The 19,113-nt window shown below is 70.2% G+C and carries 17 protein-coding genes; 10 read left to right on the forward strand and 7 right to left on the reverse strand.

The genetic code is table 11. From position 1 onward, the window contains the following. The first annotated feature begins 70 nt into the window (after nucleotides 1-70). The 4 genes from VFQ84_RS02900 to VFQ84_RS02915 all read left to right on the forward strand — a co-directional run bounded on the left by VFQ84_RS02900 (nucleotide 71) and on the right by VFQ84_RS02915 (nucleotide 7,273). A complete protein-coding gene (locus tag VFQ84_RS02900) occupies nucleotides 71-2,098 on the forward strand; it encodes a DUF1302 domain-containing protein (protein ID WP_325129034.1) in 2,028 nt (675 codons plus the stop codon). A gap of 19 nt (nucleotides 2,099-2,117) precedes the next feature. Next, entirely contained in the window at nucleotides 2,118-3,482 is a 1,365-nt protein-coding gene (locus tag VFQ84_RS02905) for a DUF1329 domain-containing protein (protein ID WP_325129036.1), read from the forward strand. Nucleotides 3,483-3,543: 61 nt separating this feature from the next. Then, on the forward strand, nucleotides 3,544-4,767 hold the full coding sequence (locus VFQ84_RS02910; protein WP_325129038.1) for a YCF48-related protein: 1,224 nt from the start codon (nucleotides 3,544-3,546) through the stop codon (nucleotides 4,765-4,767). A gap of 10 nt (nucleotides 4,768-4,777) precedes the next feature. Then, nucleotides 4,778-7,273 (forward strand): efflux RND transporter permease subunit, encoded by a 2,496-nt coding sequence (locus tag VFQ84_RS02915; RefSeq protein ID WP_325129040.1) that lies wholly within the window; start codon nucleotides 4,778-4,780, stop codon nucleotides 7,271-7,273. A 105-nt stretch (nucleotides 7,274-7,378) separates the two neighbouring features. Here the strand turns inward: VFQ84_RS02915 and VFQ84_RS02920 are convergent, their stop codons facing one another. Next, complete coding sequence (locus tag VFQ84_RS02920) at nucleotides 7,379-8,266, reverse strand: DMT family transporter (protein WP_325129042.1); 888 nt, start codon at nucleotides 8,264-8,266, stop codon at nucleotides 7,379-7,381. Nucleotides 8,267-8,392: 126 nt separating this feature from the next. On the opposite strand from VFQ84_RS02920, the gene VFQ84_RS02925 reads away from it, so the two are divergent. Next, nucleotides 8,393-8,896: a hypothetical protein gene (locus VFQ84_RS02925; RefSeq protein WP_325129044.1), complete on the forward strand. Its 504-nt coding sequence runs from the start codon at nucleotides 8,393-8,395 to the stop codon at nucleotides 8,894-8,896. Between the two features lie 144 nt (nucleotides 8,897-9,040). Here the strand turns inward: VFQ84_RS02925 and VFQ84_RS02930 are convergent, their stop codons facing one another. Next, nucleotides 9,041-9,544: a DUF962 domain-containing protein gene (locus tag VFQ84_RS02930; protein ID WP_325129046.1), complete on the reverse strand. Its 504-nt coding sequence runs from the start codon at nucleotides 9,542-9,544 to the stop codon at nucleotides 9,041-9,043. 58 nt (nucleotides 9,545-9,602) lie between these two features. Continuing rightward, entirely contained in the window at nucleotides 9,603-10,499 is an 897-nt protein-coding gene (locus VFQ84_RS02935; RefSeq protein WP_325129048.1) for a phosphoribosylaminoimidazolesuccinocarboxamide synthase, read from the reverse strand. Nucleotides 10,500-10,593: 94 nt separating this feature from the next. Here VFQ84_RS02935 and VFQ84_RS02940 point away from each other — a divergent pair, with 94 nt between their 5' ends. Both VFQ84_RS02940 and VFQ84_RS02945 read left to right on the forward strand, forming a co-directional pair. Then, nucleotides 10,594-10,911 (forward strand): c-type cytochrome, encoded by a 318-nt coding sequence (locus VFQ84_RS02940; protein ID WP_325129050.1) that lies wholly within the window; start codon nucleotides 10,594-10,596, stop codon nucleotides 10,909-10,911. After that, complete coding sequence (locus VFQ84_RS02945) at nucleotides 10,908-11,231, forward strand: J domain-containing protein (protein ID WP_325129052.1); 324 nt, start codon at nucleotides 10,908-10,910, stop codon at nucleotides 11,229-11,231. The genes VFQ84_RS02940 and VFQ84_RS02945 overlap by 4 nt, the downstream gene beginning before the upstream one ends. A 45-nt stretch (nucleotides 11,232-11,276) precedes the next feature. On the opposite strand, the gene VFQ84_RS02950 is transcribed toward VFQ84_RS02945, so the two are convergent. Continuing rightward, the gene (locus VFQ84_RS02950) at nucleotides 11,277-12,104 is read right to left on the reverse strand and encodes an outer membrane protein (protein WP_325129054.1); all 828 of its coding nucleotides are present in this window, start codon (nucleotides 12,102-12,104) and stop codon (nucleotides 11,277-11,279) included. A 158-nt stretch (nucleotides 12,105-12,262) separates the two neighbouring features. Here VFQ84_RS02950 and rpe point away from each other — a divergent pair, with 158 nt between their 5' ends. Further along, nucleotides 12,263-12,940 (forward strand): ribulose-phosphate 3-epimerase, encoded by a 678-nt coding sequence (rpe, locus tag VFQ84_RS02955; protein ID WP_325129056.1) that lies wholly within the window; start codon nucleotides 12,263-12,265, stop codon nucleotides 12,938-12,940. 286 nt (nucleotides 12,941-13,226) lie between these two features. On the opposite strand, the gene VFQ84_RS02960 is transcribed toward rpe, so the two are convergent. From VFQ84_RS02960 to VFQ84_RS02970, 3 genes are all read right to left on the reverse strand, one after another. Further along, nucleotides 13,227-13,814 carry a class GN sortase gene (locus VFQ84_RS02960; RefSeq protein ID WP_325129058.1) on the reverse strand — a complete coding sequence of 196 codons (588 nt, stop codon included), beginning with the start codon at nucleotides 13,812-13,814 and terminating at the stop codon, nucleotides 13,227-13,229. 29 nt (nucleotides 13,815-13,843) lie between these two features. Continuing rightward, on the reverse strand, nucleotides 13,844-14,038 hold the full coding sequence (locus VFQ84_RS02965) for a hypothetical protein (RefSeq protein ID WP_325129060.1): 195 nt from the start codon (nucleotides 14,036-14,038) through the stop codon (nucleotides 13,844-13,846). A gap of 95 nt (nucleotides 14,039-14,133) precedes the next feature. Then, the gene (locus VFQ84_RS02970; RefSeq protein ID WP_325129062.1) at nucleotides 14,134-16,155 is read right to left on the reverse strand and encodes a marine proteobacterial sortase target protein; all 2,022 of its coding nucleotides are present in this window, start codon (nucleotides 16,153-16,155) and stop codon (nucleotides 14,134-14,136) included. Nucleotides 16,156-16,298: 143 nt separating this feature from the next. Here VFQ84_RS02970 and pdsR point away from each other — a divergent pair, with 143 nt between their 5' ends. Together pdsR and VFQ84_RS02980 are read left to right on the forward strand one after the other, a co-directional pair. Next, entirely contained in the window at nucleotides 16,299-16,988 is a 690-nt protein-coding gene (gene pdsR / locus VFQ84_RS02975; RefSeq protein WP_325129064.1) for a proteobacterial dedicated sortase system response regulator, read from the forward strand. 1 nt (nucleotide 16,989) lies between these two features. Next, on the forward strand, nucleotides 16,990-18,999 hold the full coding sequence (locus VFQ84_RS02980; protein WP_325129066.1) for an ATP-binding protein: 2,010 nt from the start codon (nucleotides 16,990-16,992) through the stop codon (nucleotides 18,997-18,999). Nucleotides 19,000-19,113 lie beyond the last annotated feature (114 nt).

A 19,113-nucleotide genomic window follows, 5' to 3' on the forward strand; every position in this document is an offset into this window, starting at 1 on the left:
GCCCCTTGATGCCACCGCATTTGGTGGTGCCCCGATTACCGCACGCAAGCCCTGACCCGAGGATCCACCCATGAAGAAACTGCATGCAAACCACGGGCGGGCCGCTCGTGCCCCGCTGGCCGCCGCCATCGCGCTTGGCCTGGTGCTTGCGCCGGCCGCCCACGCCTTCGAGTTCTCGCGCGGCGAGCTCACCGGCAGCTTCGACACCACGGTGTCCTACGGCTATTCCTGGCGCGTCGAGGACCAGGACACCAACCTGATCGCCAAGTCCTGGTTCGATCCGCTGCTGTGCGCCCAGAACTTCCCGCTCGGTGCCATCCCGGTCGGCGCCGGCCGCTGCACCTCGACCGGCGGCGTGCCGGGCGCGCCCAGCCAGATCGCCGCGCCGGGCCGCTTCTCGGCCAACCGCGACGACGGCAACCTCAAGTACGACAAGGGCGACGCCATCTCCAGCGCCCTCAAGATCACCTCCGAAGTCAGCCTGAACTGGGGTGACTGGGGCGCGTTCGCCCGCGGCACCTTCTTCCACGACTTCGAGAACGAAGGCCGCGACGACCTCACCCAGATCGCGCAGGACCGCATCGGCCAGCGCTTCCGCATGCTCGACATGTTCGTCTACAAGAACTTCGAGCTGGGCGACGAAGGCCAGCTGGGCGGCACCGTCCGCTTCGGCCGCCAGGTCGTGAGCTGGGGCGAGGGCACCTTCATCCAGAACGGCATCAACGTCATCAACCCGGTCGACCTGTCCGCGCTGCGCGTGGCCGGCGCCGAGCTGAAGGAAGCCTTCCTGCCGATCGACATGGTCTGGGGCTCGATCAACCTGTCCGAGAACGTGGCCCTCGAGGCCGTGTACATGTTCGAGTTCGAGGAAATCGAAGTCGACGCCGCCGGCACCTACTTCAGCTCCAACGACTTCGGCACCCCGGGCGGCACCTACGTGATGCTGGGCTTCGGCACCACGCCGCAGCCGGTCTACAACCCCGAGAACTTCTTCTCCACCTGCTACAACGGCCCGGCCGGCTTCGCCAGCTCCGACCGCTTCGCCGACCTCGCCGCGATCTATGGCCCGGCCACCGCCGGCCAGATCATCGCCATCGGCTGCGGCAACGCCGTCGGCCGCATCGAGGACCGCGCCGCCAGCGACTCCGGCCAGTACGGCATGGCGCTGCGCTGGTACGCCGAGGCGCTGAACGAGACCGAGTTCGGCTTCTACTTCCTGAACTACCACAGCCGCGTGCCGCTGCTTTCGGGCCGCGCCGTCAACAACCCGGTCGTCGGCGCCGCCAGCGGCCGCTTCTTCGTCGAGTACCCGGAAGACATCCAGCTGTACGGCATGAGCTGGAACACCACGCTGCCGGGCGGCGTCGCCTGGCAGGGCGAGATCAGCTACCGCCCGAACGCGCCGCTGCAGGTCGACGACGTCGAGCTGCTGTACGCCGCGCTTACCCCGCTCAACCCGTTCATCCCGGTGCCGGCGCTGCAGTTCAACAGCCAGCTGGGCAGCTATGCCCTGGGCCAGGAAGTGCGCGGCTGGCGCGAGCATGAAGTCAGCCAGATCCAGATGACCTTCACCAAGGCCTTCGCCGAGGTGCTGGGCGCCAACCAGCTGGCGATGGTGGCCGAAGTCGGCGCGACCGAGGTCTGGGACCTGCCCGAGCAGTCCGTGCTGCGCTACGAGGGTGAAGGCACCGACACCGGCGGTGGCTGCGACGTCGCCGACGTCGCCGCGGCCGGCTTCCCGGGCCTGGGCGCCCTGCAGTTCGGCTGCCTGCGCAACCCGCAGACGCTGACCGGCGGCTTCCCGACCTCGTTCTCGTGGGGCTACCGCCTCGCGGCCCGCGCCGACTACGCCAGCGCCTTCGGCACCGCCCTCACGGTGTCGCCGCGCGTCGCGTTCAACCATGACGTCAGCGGCACGACCCCGGGGCCGGGCGGCAACTTCCTCGAGGATCGCAAGTCGCTGACCCTCGGCGTCGAGGCCAACTACCTCAACAAGCTGGTGTTCGACCTCAGCTACACCTCGTTCGGCGGCGCCAAGCAGTACAACCAGATCCACGACCGCGACTTCGCGTCGTTCACCGTCAAGTATTCGTTCTGACGCCACAGGGAGGCAGAGGATGAAAATCATCAAGAAGCACGCGTTGACCGCATTGGTTGGCGCCATGGTGCTGGGCACCGGCGTCGCACAGGCCGCGGTCAGCGCGCAGGAAGCGGCCAAGCTCGGCCAGAGCCTCACCCCGGTGGGTGGCGAGAAGGCCGGCAATGCCGCCGGCACCATCCCGGCCTGGGATGGCGGCATCGTCCGTCCGCCCGCGGGTTTCCGCGTCGGCACCTTCCACGTCGATCCGTACGCGGCCGACAAGCCGCTGTACTCGGTCACCCGGGCCAACGTCGCGCAGTACGGCGAAGTGCTCTCGGCCGGCCAGAAGGCGATGTTCGCCAAGTACCCGACCTACCGCATGGACGTGTACCCGACCCGCCGCAGCGCCTCGTTCCCGCAGCGCACCTATGACTTCACCAAGCGCAACGCCACCCAGTGCAAGCTGGTCGCCGACGGCGAAGGCATCCAGAACTGCGCCGAGGGCATTCCGTTCCCGATCCCGCAGAACGCGCAGGAAGTGATCTGGAACCACAAGCTCAAGTACAAGGGCCTGTCGGTGGTCAGCTACTCCAACCAGGCGGCGCCGACCGCCGGCGGTGCGTTCACGCTGATCAAGGTGCGCGAGGAAATCCTGGGCCTGTACTACAAGCCGGGCAACACCTCCGAGAACATCAACAACATCCTGCTGTACTTCAAGCAGGAAGTGCTCGGCCCGGCCCGCCTGGCCGGCCAGGTGCTGCTGGTGCACGAAACCCTGAACGCGGCCGCCGCGCCGCGCCAGGCGTGGGTGTACAACCCGGGCCAGCGCCGCGTGCGCCGCGCCCCGAACGTCGCCTACGACAACCCGGGCACCGCGTCCGACGGCCTGCGCACCAACGACATGACCGACATGTTCAACGGCGCCATGGACCGCTTCAACTGGACGCTGGTGGGCAAGAAGGAAATGCTGGTCCCGTACAACGCCTACCGCGCGCACAGCGACAAGACCAAGGTCCGCGACCTGATCCGCCCGGGCCACCTCAACCCTGACTTCATGCGCTACGAGCTGCACCGCGTGTGGGTGGTCGAGGCCAAGCTCAAGGAAGGCCAGCGCCATATCAACAGCCGCCGTACGTTCTACGTGGACGAGGACAGCTGGCAGATCATGGCCGTGGACCACTACGACGGCCAGGGCAACCTGTGGCGCTACTCCGACGCGCCGTCGGTGAACTACTACGAGGTCCCGACCTTCTGGTCCACCCTCGAGACCCACCACGACCTCAAGTCCGGCCGCTACATCGTCGGCCTGCTGGACAACGAGGACAAGCCGCGCGACTTCGGCTACCAGAGCACCCCGGCGAACTACTCGCCGCAGAACCTGCGTACCGCGGGCGTGCGCTGATCCCAAGCGGTTGATCACCAGCCGCGCCCGAAAGGGCGCGGCTGCGTTCAGGGGCCTGCGAATGGCGCAGGCCCAGGTGGAGGAAGAAATGCCAGCGATTCCCCTTCGTGGCGCGCGCCTCACCGGCGCCCTGCTGTTGGCCCTGGCGCTGCCGCTGTCCGCGCAGTCGCCCGAGCCCGAAATTCCCGCCGAGGACGCCATGGCCGACCAGGCCGATGCCGATCCCGGCCTGGCCGATGCTCCGGAGGAATCCGTCGAGCCGGCCGCCACCGTCGCGGCCACCGATCCGGTGCTGCTTGACGCCGAGATCATGCCCCGCGCCAGCCGCTCCTTGCTGCTCGATGCGGTGCACACCAATGCCGGTTACTTCGCCGTGGGCGAACGCGGCCACATCCTGGTCTCCGAGGACGGCGCGTCCTGGACCCAGGCCAAGGTGCCCACACGCGCCACCCTGACCACCATCGCCAGCGCCGACGGCATCCTCTGGGCCGCCGGCCACGACGGCGTCATCGTCCATTCCACCGACGGCGGCCAGACCTGGACCCGTCGCCGCGCCGCGCCGTGGAGCTACGACCTCGTCGATCCCAGCGAAGGCGTGCCGGTGCTGGACCTGTTCTTCACCGACGCCCGCCACGGCTTCGCGATCGGTGCCTACAGCCTGATGCTGGTCACCAACGATGGCGGCGTCACCTGGACGCCCCGCACTGTCCTCGACCGCAAGCCGGCCGAGCCGGAGCCGGCGGCCGAGGACGATGTCGCCGCCACCGACGACTGGACCTTCAGCGAAGACGACCTGATGCTCGACGCCGAGCTCGATCCGCACCTCAATGCGATGACGCGCGCCGGTTCCGGTGCCCTCGTCATCGCCGGCGAGCGCGGCGCCTTCCTGCGCTCGCGCGACGGCGGCGAGACCTGGGAAAGCAAGCGCCTGCCCTACGAGGGCTCGATGTTCGGCGTGCTGGCCTGGGAAGACGACCACATCCTGGTGTTCGGCCTGCGCGGCAACGTGCTCGAGTCGCGCGACCTGGGCGACAGCTGGACCGAGGTCGAGACCGGCATCACCACCAGCCTGATGGGCGGCTACGCCCTGCCGGGCGGCGGCGCCGTCCTGGTCGGCGCCAACGGCGCCATCCTGACCCGCCCCGACGCCGCGTCGCCCTTCACCACGACCGCATTCGAGATGCGCACCGGCGAAACGCCGCTGCTCTCGGGCGTGCTGCCGGTGGACGACGCCGGCTACCTCGTGATCGGCGACAAGGGCGCCGACCTGTACCGCCCGAAGTGACGGAGACGCAATGAGCCTGCCCAACGCCCAACCCGGTCCCTTCGCCCGCTTCGCCGAGAACCTCGTCTTCGGCAACCGGCCGCTGATCCTCATCGTCTTCACGGCGATCACCCTGGCGATGCTTTACTTCGCCTCGCAGCTGAAGGTGGACGCGGGCTTCAAGAAACAGGTGCCGCTGCAGCACGAGTACATGCAGACCTTCCAGGACTACGAGGCCGAGTTCGGCGGTGCCAATCGCGTCCTGGTCGCCGTGATCGCGAAGGATGGCGACATGTTCGACCAGGAGTTCATGAAGACCCTGGAGAACATCACCAACGACGTCATCAACCTCGAGTCCACCGACGACGCCCGTTCGCGTTCGCTGTTCACGCCGAACGTGCGCTTCATCGAAGTGGTCGAGGACGGCCTGTCGGGCGGCAACGTCATCCCGCAGACCTTCACCCCGAACGTCGAGGGCTTCACCTCGACGCCCGAGGATTTCCAGGCCATCCGCGGCAACATCGTCAAGGCCAACATCGTCGGCCGCCTGGTCGCCAAGGACTGGTCCGGCGCCATGATCTGGGCCGACCTGATCCCGGAAAGCGACGTCAACAAGGTCGACTACCAGGCCGTCGCCGACCAGTTCGAGGCCATCCGCACCAAATACGAGGACGAGAACCACAGCGTCCACATCATCGGCTTCGCCAAGGTCGTCGGCGACATCAGCGACGGCGCCCGCTCGGTCATCAAGTTCTTCGCGGTCACCATCGCCTTCACCTGGCTGCTGCTGTTCCTGTACTCCACCTCGGGCAAGCTGGCCTCTCTCACCGTGGCCGCGGCCCTGGTGTCGGTGGTCTGGATGCTGGGCGCGCTCAAGCTCATGGGCTTCGGCATCGACCCGATGAACATGCTCACGCCCTTCCTGATCTTCGCCATCGCGGTCAGCCACGGCGAGCAGATGATCAACCGCTTCCGCGGCGAGATCTTCTTCGGCGGGCTGGAAGAGGGCACGGTCGAGGAGCTGCGCGCCCGGTCCAAGGATGCGGTCGAGCCGCTCGAGGCCGCGCGCCTGTCCTTCCGCATGCTGCTGGTCCCGGGCACCGTGGCCCTGATCGCTGGCTGCATAGGCTTCGGCGCGATCATGGTCATCCCCATCGACATGGTGCGCGAGCTGGCGATCACCGCCACGGTCGGCGTGGCGCTGACCATCCTCACCGACCTCGTGCTGCTGCCGGTGCTGCTGAGCTACACCCGCCTGCGCAACATCGACCGCAAGCGCGAGTTCCGCCTGCGCCAGCTCACGCGCTTCGACAAGATCTGGGCGGCGCTGTCGCGCCTCTCCAAGCCCGGCCCGGCCGCGGTGGTGATCGTCATCGGCGCCGTGGTCTGGTTCTTCGCCTGGCAGCACGGCAACAAGGTGATGATCGGCGATGCCCAGAAGGGCGTGGCCGAGCTGCGCCCGGACGCCCGCTACAACCAGGACGCGGTGCTGATCGCCGAGCGCTTCGCGCTGGGCGTGGACATCATGAACGTGATCGCCGAGGCGGCGCCTTCGGCCTGCACCACCAGCTTCAACGCCATGGAGACCATCGACCGGTTCGCCTGGCACATGGAGAACGTCGAGGGCGTCGAGCAGGTGATCACGCTGCCGGCCGCCGCCAAGATCGTCAACGCCGGCTGGAACGACGGCTCGGTGCGCTGGCGCATCCTGCCGCGTGACCCGGACACCCTGCGCCAGGCAACCCAGAGCTTCGAGACCGACTCGGGCCTGCTCAACGCCGACTGCAGCGCGATCCCGATCACTATCTTCACCTCCGACCACCAGGCCACCACCATCGACCGCGTGGTCGATGCGGTGAAGGCCTTCCGCGAGGCCAACGACGCCTACGTGCCCGGCAACCTGCGCCTGCAGCTGGCCGAGCAGGCCGCCGCCGACCCGAACTTCAGTTCGGACCAGGTGAACCTGCGGCTGGCCACCGGCAACGTCGGCGTCGCCGCGGCCACCAACGACACGGTGCGCGAATCCGAGCACATGATCCTGTACCTGCTGTACGCGGCGGTGTTCGTGATGTGCTGGCTCAGCTTCAAGAACCCGCTGGCGGCGCTGTGCGTGCTGCTGCCGCTGGTGCTGGTGACCGAACTGGGCCATTCGCTGATGGTCGAGCTGGACATCGGCATGAAGGTCAACACGCTGTGCGTCGTGGCGCTGGGCGTGGGCATCGGCGTCGACTACGGCATCTACATCTTCGCGCGCATGCGGGAGTCGATGCTCCAGGGCCGCACGGTCGCCGAGAGTTACTTCGTGGCGCTCAAGACGACCGGCATCGCGATCTTCTACACGGCGCTGACGCTGGCCGTGGGCGTGGCGATGTGGATCTTCTCCGACCTGAAGTTCCAGGCCGACATGGGCATCATGCTCACCTTCATGTTCGTGGTGAACATGCTGGCGGCGATCATCTTCCTGCCGGCGCTGTGCCGCTGGCTGCTGCGCCCGGGCGAGAAGGACACCTGGACCGCCAAGCTCTGACCGCGGCGCTCCCGGCAAGGCCAGAAGGCGGGCTTCGGCCCGCCTTCTCTTTTTCCAGCCGCAGTCGTCTGCAGGGCGCGTGCGCACGGCGCCCGCGCGGCGCGATCAGAGCTCTTCGGGCGGGGGAAGGGGGCGGGCCTTGGCCCGGCTGCACAGGGCGATCAGCAGGATGCCGGCCAGCGTCATCGCGCCGCCAAGCCACAGCTTCGGTCCCGGGCGGTCGCCCCAGGCCAGTACGCCCAGTGCAACGGCGAACACCGGGGTCAACAGCAGCCACGGCATCACCTGGGCCACGGCGTGGCGCTGCAGCAGCGAGTAGTACAGCCCGTGGCCGAGCAGCGAGGCCACGATCGCCGCGTAGGCCACTCCGAACCAGGCCTGCCCGCTGAAGCCCGACAGCGCCGCGAAGCCGCCGGGCTCGAGCCACAGGCTCAGCGCCAGCATCGGGCCGACGCCCAGCACGGCCGTCCAGGCCTGCATGCCGTAGCGGTCGACGCCGCCCAGCCCGCGCATCAGCACCGTGCCCACGGCCAGGAAGAAGGCCGACACCAGCATCAGCACCAGCGACGCGGGGTTGTCGAGCACCAGCGGATCGAAGCCCAGCACCAGCACGCCGCCGAAGCTCAGCGCCACCGCCGCGCCCGTGCGCCAGGCGAAGCGCTCGCCCAGCAGCAGCCAGGCCAGCAGCACCGACATCGGCACGTAGCTCTGCATCACGATGGCCGGCGAGGACAGGTCGCCCGCCAGCTTGATCGCCCAGAAACTCAGGCCGAAGTGCAGCACGCCCATGCACAGCGCGGTGGCCACCAGCCGCGGCCACTGGCCGGGACCGGGGCGCCGCAGGAACGCGCCCAGCAGCAAGGCCAGCAGCAGCAGGCGCAGGCCGGTGAACAGCAGCGGCGGCATCTCGCGCAGCGACAGCGCGGACGCCAGGAAGTTGCCGGCCCAGGCCAGGCAGACCAGCAGCGCAAGGACGAGGTCGCGTAAAGGCATCGGCGATTCCGGGTCGGCGGCGAAGAGGGCCGGCGGTGCCGGCGGGACTGGGTTGCCGCATGCGCCCGGCTCGGGCAGAGTCGGCGGGCGCATCACGCGCACAAGTATCCAATGGGGAGAGTTTCAATGGAACAGATGGCTGCCCTGGGGGGCATGATCCTGGTGATCTTCGCAGTAGCGATGGTGGTCGGCCTGTTGGTCGCCGGCCTTATCCTGAAGTTCAGCGTGCGCTTGCTGCAGGGTTTCTCGCCTGGCTTCGGCAAGTCGGTGCTGGTGGTGTTCCTGGCCGGCGTGGTTGGCTTCATCATCAACATCGTGCTGGCCTCCGTGGTGGGCTCCGGCATGCCCGACCCGAGCGTGATGGGCACTGACGAAGCCGCGATGGCGGGCGCCATGATGGGCTCGCTTGGCGTGATGGCCATTGGCCTGGTGGCCTCGTTGTTCATCAACGCGTTCTTCATCAACCTGATGATCAAGGCGCCGGATGGCCAGGCGATCGGCTACGGCCGTTCCTGCCTGGTGGCCTTGCTGTATCTGGTGGCCATGGTCGTGATCGGCATCATTGCCGGCATTGGCCTGGGCATCCTGATGGCGGCCATGGGCATGGGCGCCGCGGCGATGGGCGGCTGATCCCGTCGCGACGGCAACACGGAAACGGGCGCCCAAGGGCGCCCGTTTTCCTTCCCGCGATCCCTATCTGTAGGAGGGCCTTCAGGCCCGAAGCTTTTCGCCAAAAAGCTTCGGGCCTGAAGGCCCTCCTGCAAAGGGCGTGGCTCAGTGCGCCCAGCCGAGCTTGCGGTAGAGCTTGTCGAGGGTCCAAAGCGGGCCCACCAGCAGGTAGCTCAGGTCGGTGAGGAAACTCGGCTTGCGGCCTTCGATCTTGTGGCCGATGAACTGCCCGATCCAGGCGACCACGAACACGCCGATCGCCAGCCACAGCAGCCCGCCCGACCCCAGCGCCTGCCACAGCGCGCGGTTGAGGAAGCCGAAGGCGACGAACACCACCAGCATGCCGATGGCCAGCGGCCGCGACAGTCGCCAGTACCAGGCCCAGGCCAGGAACATGCCCACCGCCATCCACGCGCCCTGGTTCACCAGCGTCAGCGGCACCGGGATCACCCACAGCAGGGCCGTCACCGACCAGACGATGGCGGGCACGCAAAGCAGGTGGATGACCTGGTTGGTGGGATGGACGTGGTCGCCCGAATAGCTCGACAGCCAGCGGTCGACGGGACGCCGCGGGTCGATCGTGTCGGCAAGGTCGGGGGAAGTCGCCATGGCCAGTCTCCGGTGGGGCTTTGACGCCCCATCATAGCCCCGGCCCCGGGGCCCGGCATCAGTCCAGGCGCAGGTCGGCCAGCCGGTCCAGCGCCTCGGCGTACTTGCGGCGGGTGCCCTCGATGACGTCGGCGGGCACGCGCGGGCCGGGGGCGGTCTTGTCCCAGTCCAGGGTCTCGAGGTAGTCGCGCACGAACTGCTTGTCGTAGCTCGGCGGGCTGCTGCCGACCCGGTACTGGTCGGCGGGCCAGAAGCGCGAGGAGTCGGGCGTCAGCATCTCGTCCATCACGTGCAGCACGCCGTGCTCGTCCAGGCCGAACTCGAGCTTGGTGTCGGCGATGATGATGCCGCGACCGAGCGCGTATTCGGCCGCGAACCGGTAGATCGCCAGGGTGGCGTCGCGCACCTGCATCGCCAGGTCGGCGCCGACCAGCGAGACCACGTGGGCGAAGCTGACGTTCTCGTCGTGGTCGCCCACCGCCGCCTTGGTGGACGGCGTGAAGATCGGTTCCGGCAGCTGCTGCGCCTGCTGCAGGCCGGCCGGCAGGGCGATGCCGCAGAGCGCGCCGCTGCGCTGGTAGTCCTTCCAGCCGCTGCCGATCAGGTAGCCACGGGCGATGGCCTCCACCGGCACGGGCTTGAGGCGCTTGGTTACCACCGCGCGCCGGGCGTACAGGGCCGGATCGACGCCGGCCGGCAGCACGCCGGCCACGTCCTCGTGGGTGAGGTGGTTGGGCACCAGGTGCGCGGTCTTGTCGAACCAGAAGTTGCTGATCTGGCACAGCATCTCGCCCTTGCCCGGGATCGGGTCGGGCAGCACCACGTCGAAGGCCGAGAGGCGGTCGGTGGCGACCATCAGCAGGCGGTTGCCCGGCAGCTCGTAGACGTCGCGGACCTTGCCGCGATGGAGCAGGGTCAGGCCGGGCAGGTCGGAGGTGTGCAGGGTGGTGGGCACGGCGGGCTCGCGGGCACGGGGGAGGGCGCCATTGTAAGTCGCCCGGCCGCGCCTTGACGCCGGGTTCGGCGGACCCGCTGCTAGAATCCGGCCCATGACTCCGACCGCCCTGCTCCTGCTCGCCAACCTCGCGGCCGCCGCGCCGGCGCCCGACCTGCCCGCCCGGCCCGCGAAGCTGGGCCTGTGCGTCGCCTGCCACGGCGAGGACGGCACCGGCCGTGCGCCCGGCACCCCGCACATCGGCGGCCAGGACCGGCTGTACCTGGAGCGTTCGCTGGCCGACTACCGCAGCGGCAAGCGCCAGCAGGTGCCGATGACCAGCCTGGCCAATGCGCTGCAGCCGCGCGACATCGAGGCGCTGGCGGCCTGGTACGCCGCCCAGCCCGGCTTCAAGGGACGGACCTCGCCATGAGGTGGTACGGCAAGCTGCTCGGCTTCGTGGCCGGCTGGCTGCTGGTCAGGCACCCCGCCGGCGCGGCGCTGGGCCTGGTGCTGGGCCATGCGCTGGACGCGGACTGGTTCCGCACGACCCGGGACGATCCCTACGAAGTGCTGGGCCTGACCCCCGACGCCAGCGACGGCGAACTCGAGCGCGCCTACCGCCGCCTCATCGCCCAGTACCACCCCGACCGGCTCGGCGGCGTCGCCCCCGACCTGCGCGAGCAGGCCGAGGAAAAGGCGCGCCAGATCAATGCCGCCTACGAACGCGTCCAGAAGCAACGCCGCAAGTAGGCCGACCCCAGGGGAAGGGCCGGCCCCCTTGCGACGTCGCCGTGCTCAGAACCGGTAGTTCAGCGTCAGCCGCACGCTCTGGACCTCGAAGTCGCGATTGCCGCGCCGGAAGTCGGTGCCGTCGGGATTGACCAGCAGGAAGGGATTGGTCGCGGCCGCGGGACCCTGCGCGCGCACGCGGTAATCCCCGTCCCGGAGGTCCGAGCGCAGGTACTCCAGGCCCACCGTGAACGCGTCGCCGACCCGACGCTCGTAGCCCAGGCCGTACTGCGCGCCGGACGCGTCGCTGTCGCCGTTGGCGACGAAGGTGTTCACGCCGTTGCTGGTGCTGAAGTCATTGCTGACCGACGCCCAGGCGTAGCCTGCGGTGGCGTAGAGCAGGTTGCGGTCGTCGCCGAAACTCAAGCCCACGCGGCCGCGCACGGCGTAGCTGGTGTCGAGCTCGCGGCGCATGGCGTAGAAGGCCGGCGTGGTGCTGAAGGCGGTGACGCTGTCGGACAGGCCGCCGCGGGAGACTTCGCCCAGCACGCCGTAGACCAGCGCGCCGTCCTGCCAGTCGTAGCCAAGGCGCAGGCCGAAGTCGACGTTGTCGTCGTCCTCGTTGTCGCGGCAGCCGTCGGCGGGGGTCGGTCCGTTGGCGCTGCCGCCGCAGAACCCGGGCGAGAACGCGTCCGCACCGGCGGACGTGCGCACGGTGTCGCCGAAGGCGCCGTCGAGGTCGGTGTCGAACAGGATGGTTTCACCGCGGGCGTCGGACTGGGTGGACGGGCCGGCATGGCCGCCGACGTAGGCGCCGTTCCAGCCCGATTGGGCGTGGGCGGCGCCCGCGGCACCGAGGCCGAGGCTGACGAGCAGGGCGAGGGGGGTCTTCATGGCGGGACTCCTGGGGCAGGGGTGGGGGGCGTCGAACCGATATCGACCCCTGCCTTTACGCGCGCCGGCAGGACCGCGGATGCACCTGCAGCGACCGTGGACGCCGGCCGCTAGAATGGGCCGTCCGCGGGCCGCGCCCGCCGCTGTCGGATCCCGCCATGTCGAACTGCATCATCGCCCCGTCCATCCTGTCGGCCAATTTCGCCAAGCTGGGCGAAGAAGTGGATGCCGTGCTGGCCGCCGGCGCCGATTGGGTGCACTTCGACGTGATGGACAACCACTACGTCCCCAACCTCACCATCGGCCCGCTGGTCTGCGAGGCGCTGCGCAAGCACGGCGTCACCGCGCCGATCGACGTGCACCTGATGGTGAAGCCGGTGGACCGCATCGTCCCCGATTTCGCCGCCGCCGGCGCCAGCGTCATCAGCTTCCACCCCGAAGCCAGCGAGCACGTGCACCGCACGATCCAGCTGATCAAGGCCCAGGGCTGCCAGGCCGGCCTGGTGCTGAACCCGGCGACGCCGCTGGACGTGCTGGACTACGTGCTGCCCGAACTCGACCTGGTGCTGCTGATGTCGGTGAATCCCGGCTTCGGCGGCCAGGCCTTCATCCCGTCGGCGCTGGACAAGCTCAAGCGCGTGCGCGACCGCATCGACAAGCTCGGCAAGCCGATCCGGCTCGAGATCGACGGCGGCGTCAAGGCCGACAACATCGCCGCCATCGCCGCGGCCGGCGCCGACACCTTCGTCGCGGGGTCGGCGATTTTCAACGCGCCTGACTATGCCGGTGTCATCGCGCGCATGCGCGAGGCGGTTGGCTCCGTCAGGAGGGGGTAAGCGTCTGAACGCGGATCAGAGCGGATCAAAGCCGATAAGAGCGGATACAAGAAGGTTTAAGCGCGGGTGGGGGCGATCGCGACCCACGCGCTTCAGCGCAATTCGAAAAGCACGAAAGGCACGAAAAGGGGTCAGAGTGCATTTCCGTTTCAAACGGAAATGCACTCTGACCCCTTTTTTGTTGCTGTCCGGAGGGATCTGCGCCAAGCCCTCGCTCTCAACCTCCTTTGGCTTTATCCGCCTTTATCGGCTTTGATCCGCTCTGATCCGCGTTGAATCACGCCCCTCACATCGGAGCGAGGGTCACGACGTAGCGCAGGGGCCCCCGCGGGGCGGTGGCGTCGAAGGGCCAGCAGGTGACGAGGACCAGTTGGTCGGTGCCCGACGTGGCGATGCGGGTGGTGCGTGAATCCACCACGTCGCGTGCGGTCACCCGGTAGCGGCGGAGGCCGTCGCCGGTTTCCAGCGAGACCCAATCGCCGTCGCGCACATCGCGCAGCCAGGCGAAGTGCGTGTCGCGATGGCCGCTAATGATGGTCGTGCCCGGCGCGCCGGGTACGGCGCTCGATTCCGCCCAGCCAGGTCCGAAGGCCAGCGGCCGGCCGGCGTCGCCGGCCAGCACGACCTGCGAGACCCCCAGCCGGGGCGCGTGCAGCCGCGCCACCGGATGGGTGTCGGCCCAGGGCCAGGGCCGGTGCGCGCCGCCGTCGGCGACGCGCCCGGTCCAGGCCTGGTCGAGCAGCTGTTGCGCCAGCAGTGCCTTGGCCGGCAGCCAGGCGGCGTGGCCGCCCAGCGCCAGCGCGGCGAGCATCAGCCCCCGGCCCAGCCAGCGACGGCGCGCCGGTGGTGGGACTTCCTTGTCCCGAGGGTGCATCCGTGATGCCTGGCTGGCGAACATCGAAATCACGGCGCCTCCTGCGCCGTCCGCGGGGAAACCAGGGGGAAGGGCCGGCGCCGCAGCAGCGGGCTGGCGTCGGTGGGCACGAAGTGCCAGTGCATGTGGCGCAGCGCGCATTCGGTCGAGCGCGGGCCCGGATCGGGCACCGGCGGCAGCGCGGGCAGCGGGGAAAGATCACGACGTTCGACGATCAGGACCATGGCAAACCTCCGGGGGGTCAGGCCTGCGCGGGATCGCGCAGGAGGCAGAGCAGGGCAGTGCAGGCGATCCAGGCCAGCAGGCGGGTGGCCATGGCTCAGGCCCTCGCGCGCAGCAGCAGCAGGGAGGCCAGGGCCAGCACCGCCGCCAGCAGCAGCTCGCGCAGCCAGCCCAGGCTGCCTTGCGCGAACTGCAGGGAGCCGTCCGGCGTCGCGTTCATCATCCGGGTGCTGCCCATCGCTTCGTCCTGCGGGCGCGCCGGCGTCTTGTCGACCGCGACCAGGCTGGTGAAGCGGCTGACCAGGCCGTGGCGCAGCGCGGTCTCGACGATCTGCGGGCGGAGGGTGGCTTCGTCGCCGCTGCGGCGCAGTTCGTCCTCCAGCGTGTCGATGCGTGCGCGAGCCCAGAGCCGGCCGACGCCCGGCGCCGGTGCACCGCCCGACAGCGGCAGCTGCCGCACCCAGGGCTGCGGGCGCAGGCCGCGCACGGTCACCGCGCCTTGCAGCCGGTCGACGCGGGCCACCACCTGCAGCGCTTCGCCTTCGTACAGGTCGGGGATACGCGCCGGATGCATCTCGGCGGCGCCCGGCCAGTCCAGCGCGATGTCGCGCATGGCCGGACGGTCCAGCCTGGCCAGCAGCCCGTCCATCACTTCGGCGACTTCCTGCACGTCGCGCACCAGGGTCTGGGTGCCGCGGCCGGCCTCCGCGGCCTTGCGCAGGAAGTGGCCGTTGGGCGCGCTGCCGATGCCGACCGGGAACAGGCGCGACTCACCGCGCTCGGTCTCGATCATGCGCAGCAGCTCGTCCTCGTTGCCGATCGCGGCGTCGGTGGCCAGCACCACCTGGCGCAGGAAGCCGGCGGGCGCCTGCCCGGCCAGCGCCGCGCGCAGGGCCGGCAGCATCTCGGTGCCGCCCTCGGCGCGCAGCGAGCGCACGAAGCTGCGGGCGCGGGCGACGTTGCCCGGCTCGGCCGGCACCGCGTCCGGGAACAGCAGGTCGAAGCTGTCGTCGAAGCGCACCACGTTGAAGCGATCGCCCGGCCGCAGGCGGGACAGCGCGCGATCGGCGGCCTCGATGGCCTGTTCCATCGACGCGCCCGACATCGAGCCGGAGTTGTCGATCACCAGGATCAGTTCGCGCGGCAGCGGCGCCACCGGCAGGGTCGGCGGCACCAGCATCAGCATCGCGAAGGACTCGCCGTCCACGGTGTCGGTGAACACGGCGCTGCGCGGCGACCGGCTCGGCACCGGCGCCCACTGCAGGATGAAGTCGCGGTCGCTGGCCTCGACCAGGGCGTCCAGCGTGGCCCGGTAGGTGCCGCCTTCGGCCGACACGGTCACCGCATGGCTGGGGCTGGTGACGCGCTGCAGCGGCAGGCCCGGTTCGATCTCGACGCTCAGCGCCACGGTCGGCGGCAGCGCACTGCCGCGGTCCTGGGCCCGGTCGGCGGTGGGCAGCGCCTCGGCGCGGCTGGCCGCATCCGGCGCGGTGAAGCGGGCTTCGCCGCCCTCGTAGCGCGGCGTCAGCGTCAGCGGCAGGTGCAGCGAGAAGACGCCGTCGCGGAAGGCGACCGGCTGCCAATAGCGCACCTCGATCTCGATCTCCTCGCCGGGGCCGATGTTGGCGACCGCGGTCTGGAACAGGTTCGGCCGGTTCTGCGACACCAGGCTGGCGCGCTGGCCCTGGGCCGCCGCGGCCTGGTAGATGGCCTCGGCTTCCGCCTTTTCGTGGATCTCGCCGACGATCAGGCGCTCGCCGACCCGCAGGGTCAGGGCGCCCACCGCGCCGTTCTCGGGCAGCGGCAGCAGGTAGCGGCCCTCGCGCCACTCGCTGGCGTCGTTGCGGTAGGTCTGGCGCACCGTGACCTCGGCCAGCAGGCCGCGCACCTGCATGTCCACCGTGGTGTCCATGGCGAGCGTGGCGACCCACTCGTCGCCGATCTTCATCATCATGCCTTCCGGCTCGGGCTCCGGGTCGACCTCGCTGGCGCGGGCCGGCGCACAGGCGAACACCAGCGCCAGCACCAGGGTGGCGACCAGGTAGAGCCAGATCAGCGGCTGCAGGGGCGCCGCGCGGCGACGGAAGAGGCGGGGCTTGCGGGTTTCTCGGGCGTGCATGGCGGTGCTCCTTGGGGACGCTGCCATTTCATTCCCGCCGACGGCCCGCAGCCGGGCCGGGATCGGGCAGGGCGCGGACGAGTTGTGGCGATTTGCGGGCAGGCGATTGCCGCCGCCCCGTGCGCTGGCCTAGGCTGGCCGCCATGTCACGCACCGTTGCCATCGTCGAAGACGAACCCGCCATCCGCGCCAACTACGCCGAGGCCCTGCGCCGCCACGGCTACGCGGTCCAGCCCCACGCCAGCCGCGGCGAGGCCCAGGCCGCGTTCGCGCTGAAGCTGCCCGACCTGGTGATCATCGACGTCGGCCTGGGCGACGAGCCGGAGGGTGGCTTCGACCTGTGCCGCGAACTGCGCGCGCGCTCGGCGACGCTGCCGATCCTGTTCCTGACCGCGCGCGATTCCGACTTCGACGTGATCTCGGGCCTGCGGCTGGGCGCCGACGACTACCTGAGCAAGGACACCAGCCTGCCGCAGCTCACCGCGCGCATCCACGCGCTGTTCCGGCGGCTCGATTCGCTGGCGGCGCCGCAGGCGCGCGACTCGGTGTTCCGCCTGCGCGGCCTGACCCTGGAGCTCGAGCGCATGCGCGTGTGCTGGCAGTCGGCCGAGGTCGCGCTGACGGTCACCGAGTTCTGGATGGTGCACGCCATGGTCCGCTACCCCGGCCACGTGAAGTCGCGCGAGCAGCTGATGCGCGAAGCCCAGGTGGTGGTGGACGACGCCACCATCACCTCGCACATCAAGCGCATCCGCCGGAAGTTCCAGGCGCTGGACCCGGCCTTCGACGAGATCGACACCGTGCACGGCGCCGGCTACCGCTGGCGCGCCTGACGTGACCCTGCGCGGCAAGCTGCTGCTGCTTTCGCTGTCGGTGCTGGCGCTGCCGTGGGCAGGCTGGAAGTTCGTGCAGCAGCTCGAGTTCCTGCTGCGCCAGGGCCAGGAGCAGGCGCTGCTGGCCTCGGCCGAGGCCCTGGCCCGCGCGGTGGCGGTGCGGCCGGGCAGCCTGCCGCCCGCCGGCGAGGGCTGGTTCGCGCACCGGCTGGCCTATGCGCCGCGCCTGGACGGCGAGGCCGGCGACTGGCAGGGCGCCGCCGTCGATCCCTACGCGTTCGGGTCGCCGTCGCCCTGGCTGCGCCTGAGCCTGGCGCGGAGCAATGACCGCCTGCACCTGCTGCTGGACGTGCGCGACACCAGCCGCCAGCGCGGCGAGGCGCACTGGCCGGGCGACCTGGAGTTCGACCGCCTGCGGCTGCGCCTCGCCGGCCCGTCCGGCGAGTTGCGCCTGCGCCTGGCCAACAGCGAGTCCGGCGCACTGCGCGTGGCCGGCGAGGACGGGCTGCCGCCGCCGATCCGGATCGAGGGCTACTGGCGCGAGCACGCCGAGGGCTACACGATCGAACTGGCGCTGCCGCAGGCCTTCGAGGTGCGTGCGCTGGGCGTGGAGGCGCGCGACCTCGACGCCGCCGGCCAGCGCCGGCTCGCGGGCACCCTGGACGAGGGCGGTGCGCTGGCGCTGCGGCCGCTGCACGGCTATGTCGGCGGCCTGGAGCCGACGCTGGCGGCGCTGGCCCCGCCCGGCATGCGGGTGGTGCTGGCCGATCGCGCCGCCTGGGTGATGGCGCGCGCCGGTGCGCTGGGCGCCGACGACACCGAGAACGACCTCCTGCCCTGGCGCCGCGGCCTGTACCGCGCGCTGCTGTTCCGCGACATCCTGCCCACCGCCGACGACACCGCCGATGCCCGCCGCGTGCTGCGCACCGAGGTCGCCGGCGCCATCGCCGGCCAGCCCGGCACCGCCTGGCGCCGCGATCCGTCCGGCGCGCGCCTGCTGCTGTCGGCGGCGGTGCCGGTGCGGGTCGATGGCCAGGTCCGCGCCGCCCTGCTGATCGAGCGTTCGAACTCGGAAGTGCTGCTGCTCACCGACCGGGCGTTCTCGGGCCTGCTGGGCGTGAGCCTGGTGGTGTTCCTGGCCTCGTTCGGCCTGCTGTTCCTGTTCGCCTCGCGGCTGGGCTCGCGCATCCGCCGCCTGCGCGACGCGGCCGAGCAGGCGCTGGATCGCGAGGGCCGGGTCACGCATTTCCCGGTCACCGCCGCGCGCGACGAGGTCGGCGACCTCTCGCGCAGCTTCGCCAGCCTGCTCGAACAGATCGCCGGCTACACCGACTACCTGCGATCGCTGTCGGGCAAGCTCTCGCACGAGCTGAACACGCCGCTGGCGATCGTGCGCACGTCGCTCGACAACCTCGACTCGGCCGACCTGCCCGCGGAGGCGCGCCCCTACGTCGGCCGCGCCCGCGACGGCATCGAGCGCATGGGCACGCTGGTGCGCACGATGAGCGAAGTGACCCGCATCGAGCACGCGATCAGCGCCGCCGAGGCCGAGCGCTTCGACCTGCGCGCGCTGCTGGCCGACTGCGCCGAGGGCTACCGCGCGCTGCTGGCGCCGCGCGCCTTCCACCTCGACCTGCCCGACGCGCCGCTGCCGCTGCACGGCTCGCCGGAGCTGGTGGTGCAGGCGCTGGACAAGCTGGTCGACAACGCGCGCGGCTTCTGCCCGCCCGAGGGCTGGGTGCGGCTGTCGCTGGCGGCGGACGCCGAGGGCGCGCACATCACGCTGGCCAACGCCGGCCCGCTGCTGCCCGAGGCGATGCAGTCGCGGCTGTTCGACTCGCTGGTGAGCCTGCGCGCGAAGCCGCAGCGCCACGAGGGCGGCACCCATCTCGGCTTCGGCCTTCACATCGCCAAGCTCATCACCGAACTGCACCGCGGCCACGCCGAGGCCCGCAACCTGCCGGGCGGCGACGGCGTCGCCTTCACGTTGCACCTGCGCGGCATCGGCTGATCCCCGGATCTCCCGCAGGAGGGCCTTCAGGCCCGAAGCTTTCCGGCGAAAGGCTTCGGGCCTGAAGGCCCTCCTGCGGAGGGGCCGTGTTTATACTTGGCGCCTGTCCGCCTG

This window comes from Arenimonas sp., from assembly GCF_035721105.1.
Classification (GTDB): domain Bacteria; phylum Pseudomonadota; class Gammaproteobacteria; order Xanthomonadales; family Xanthomonadaceae; genus Arenimonas.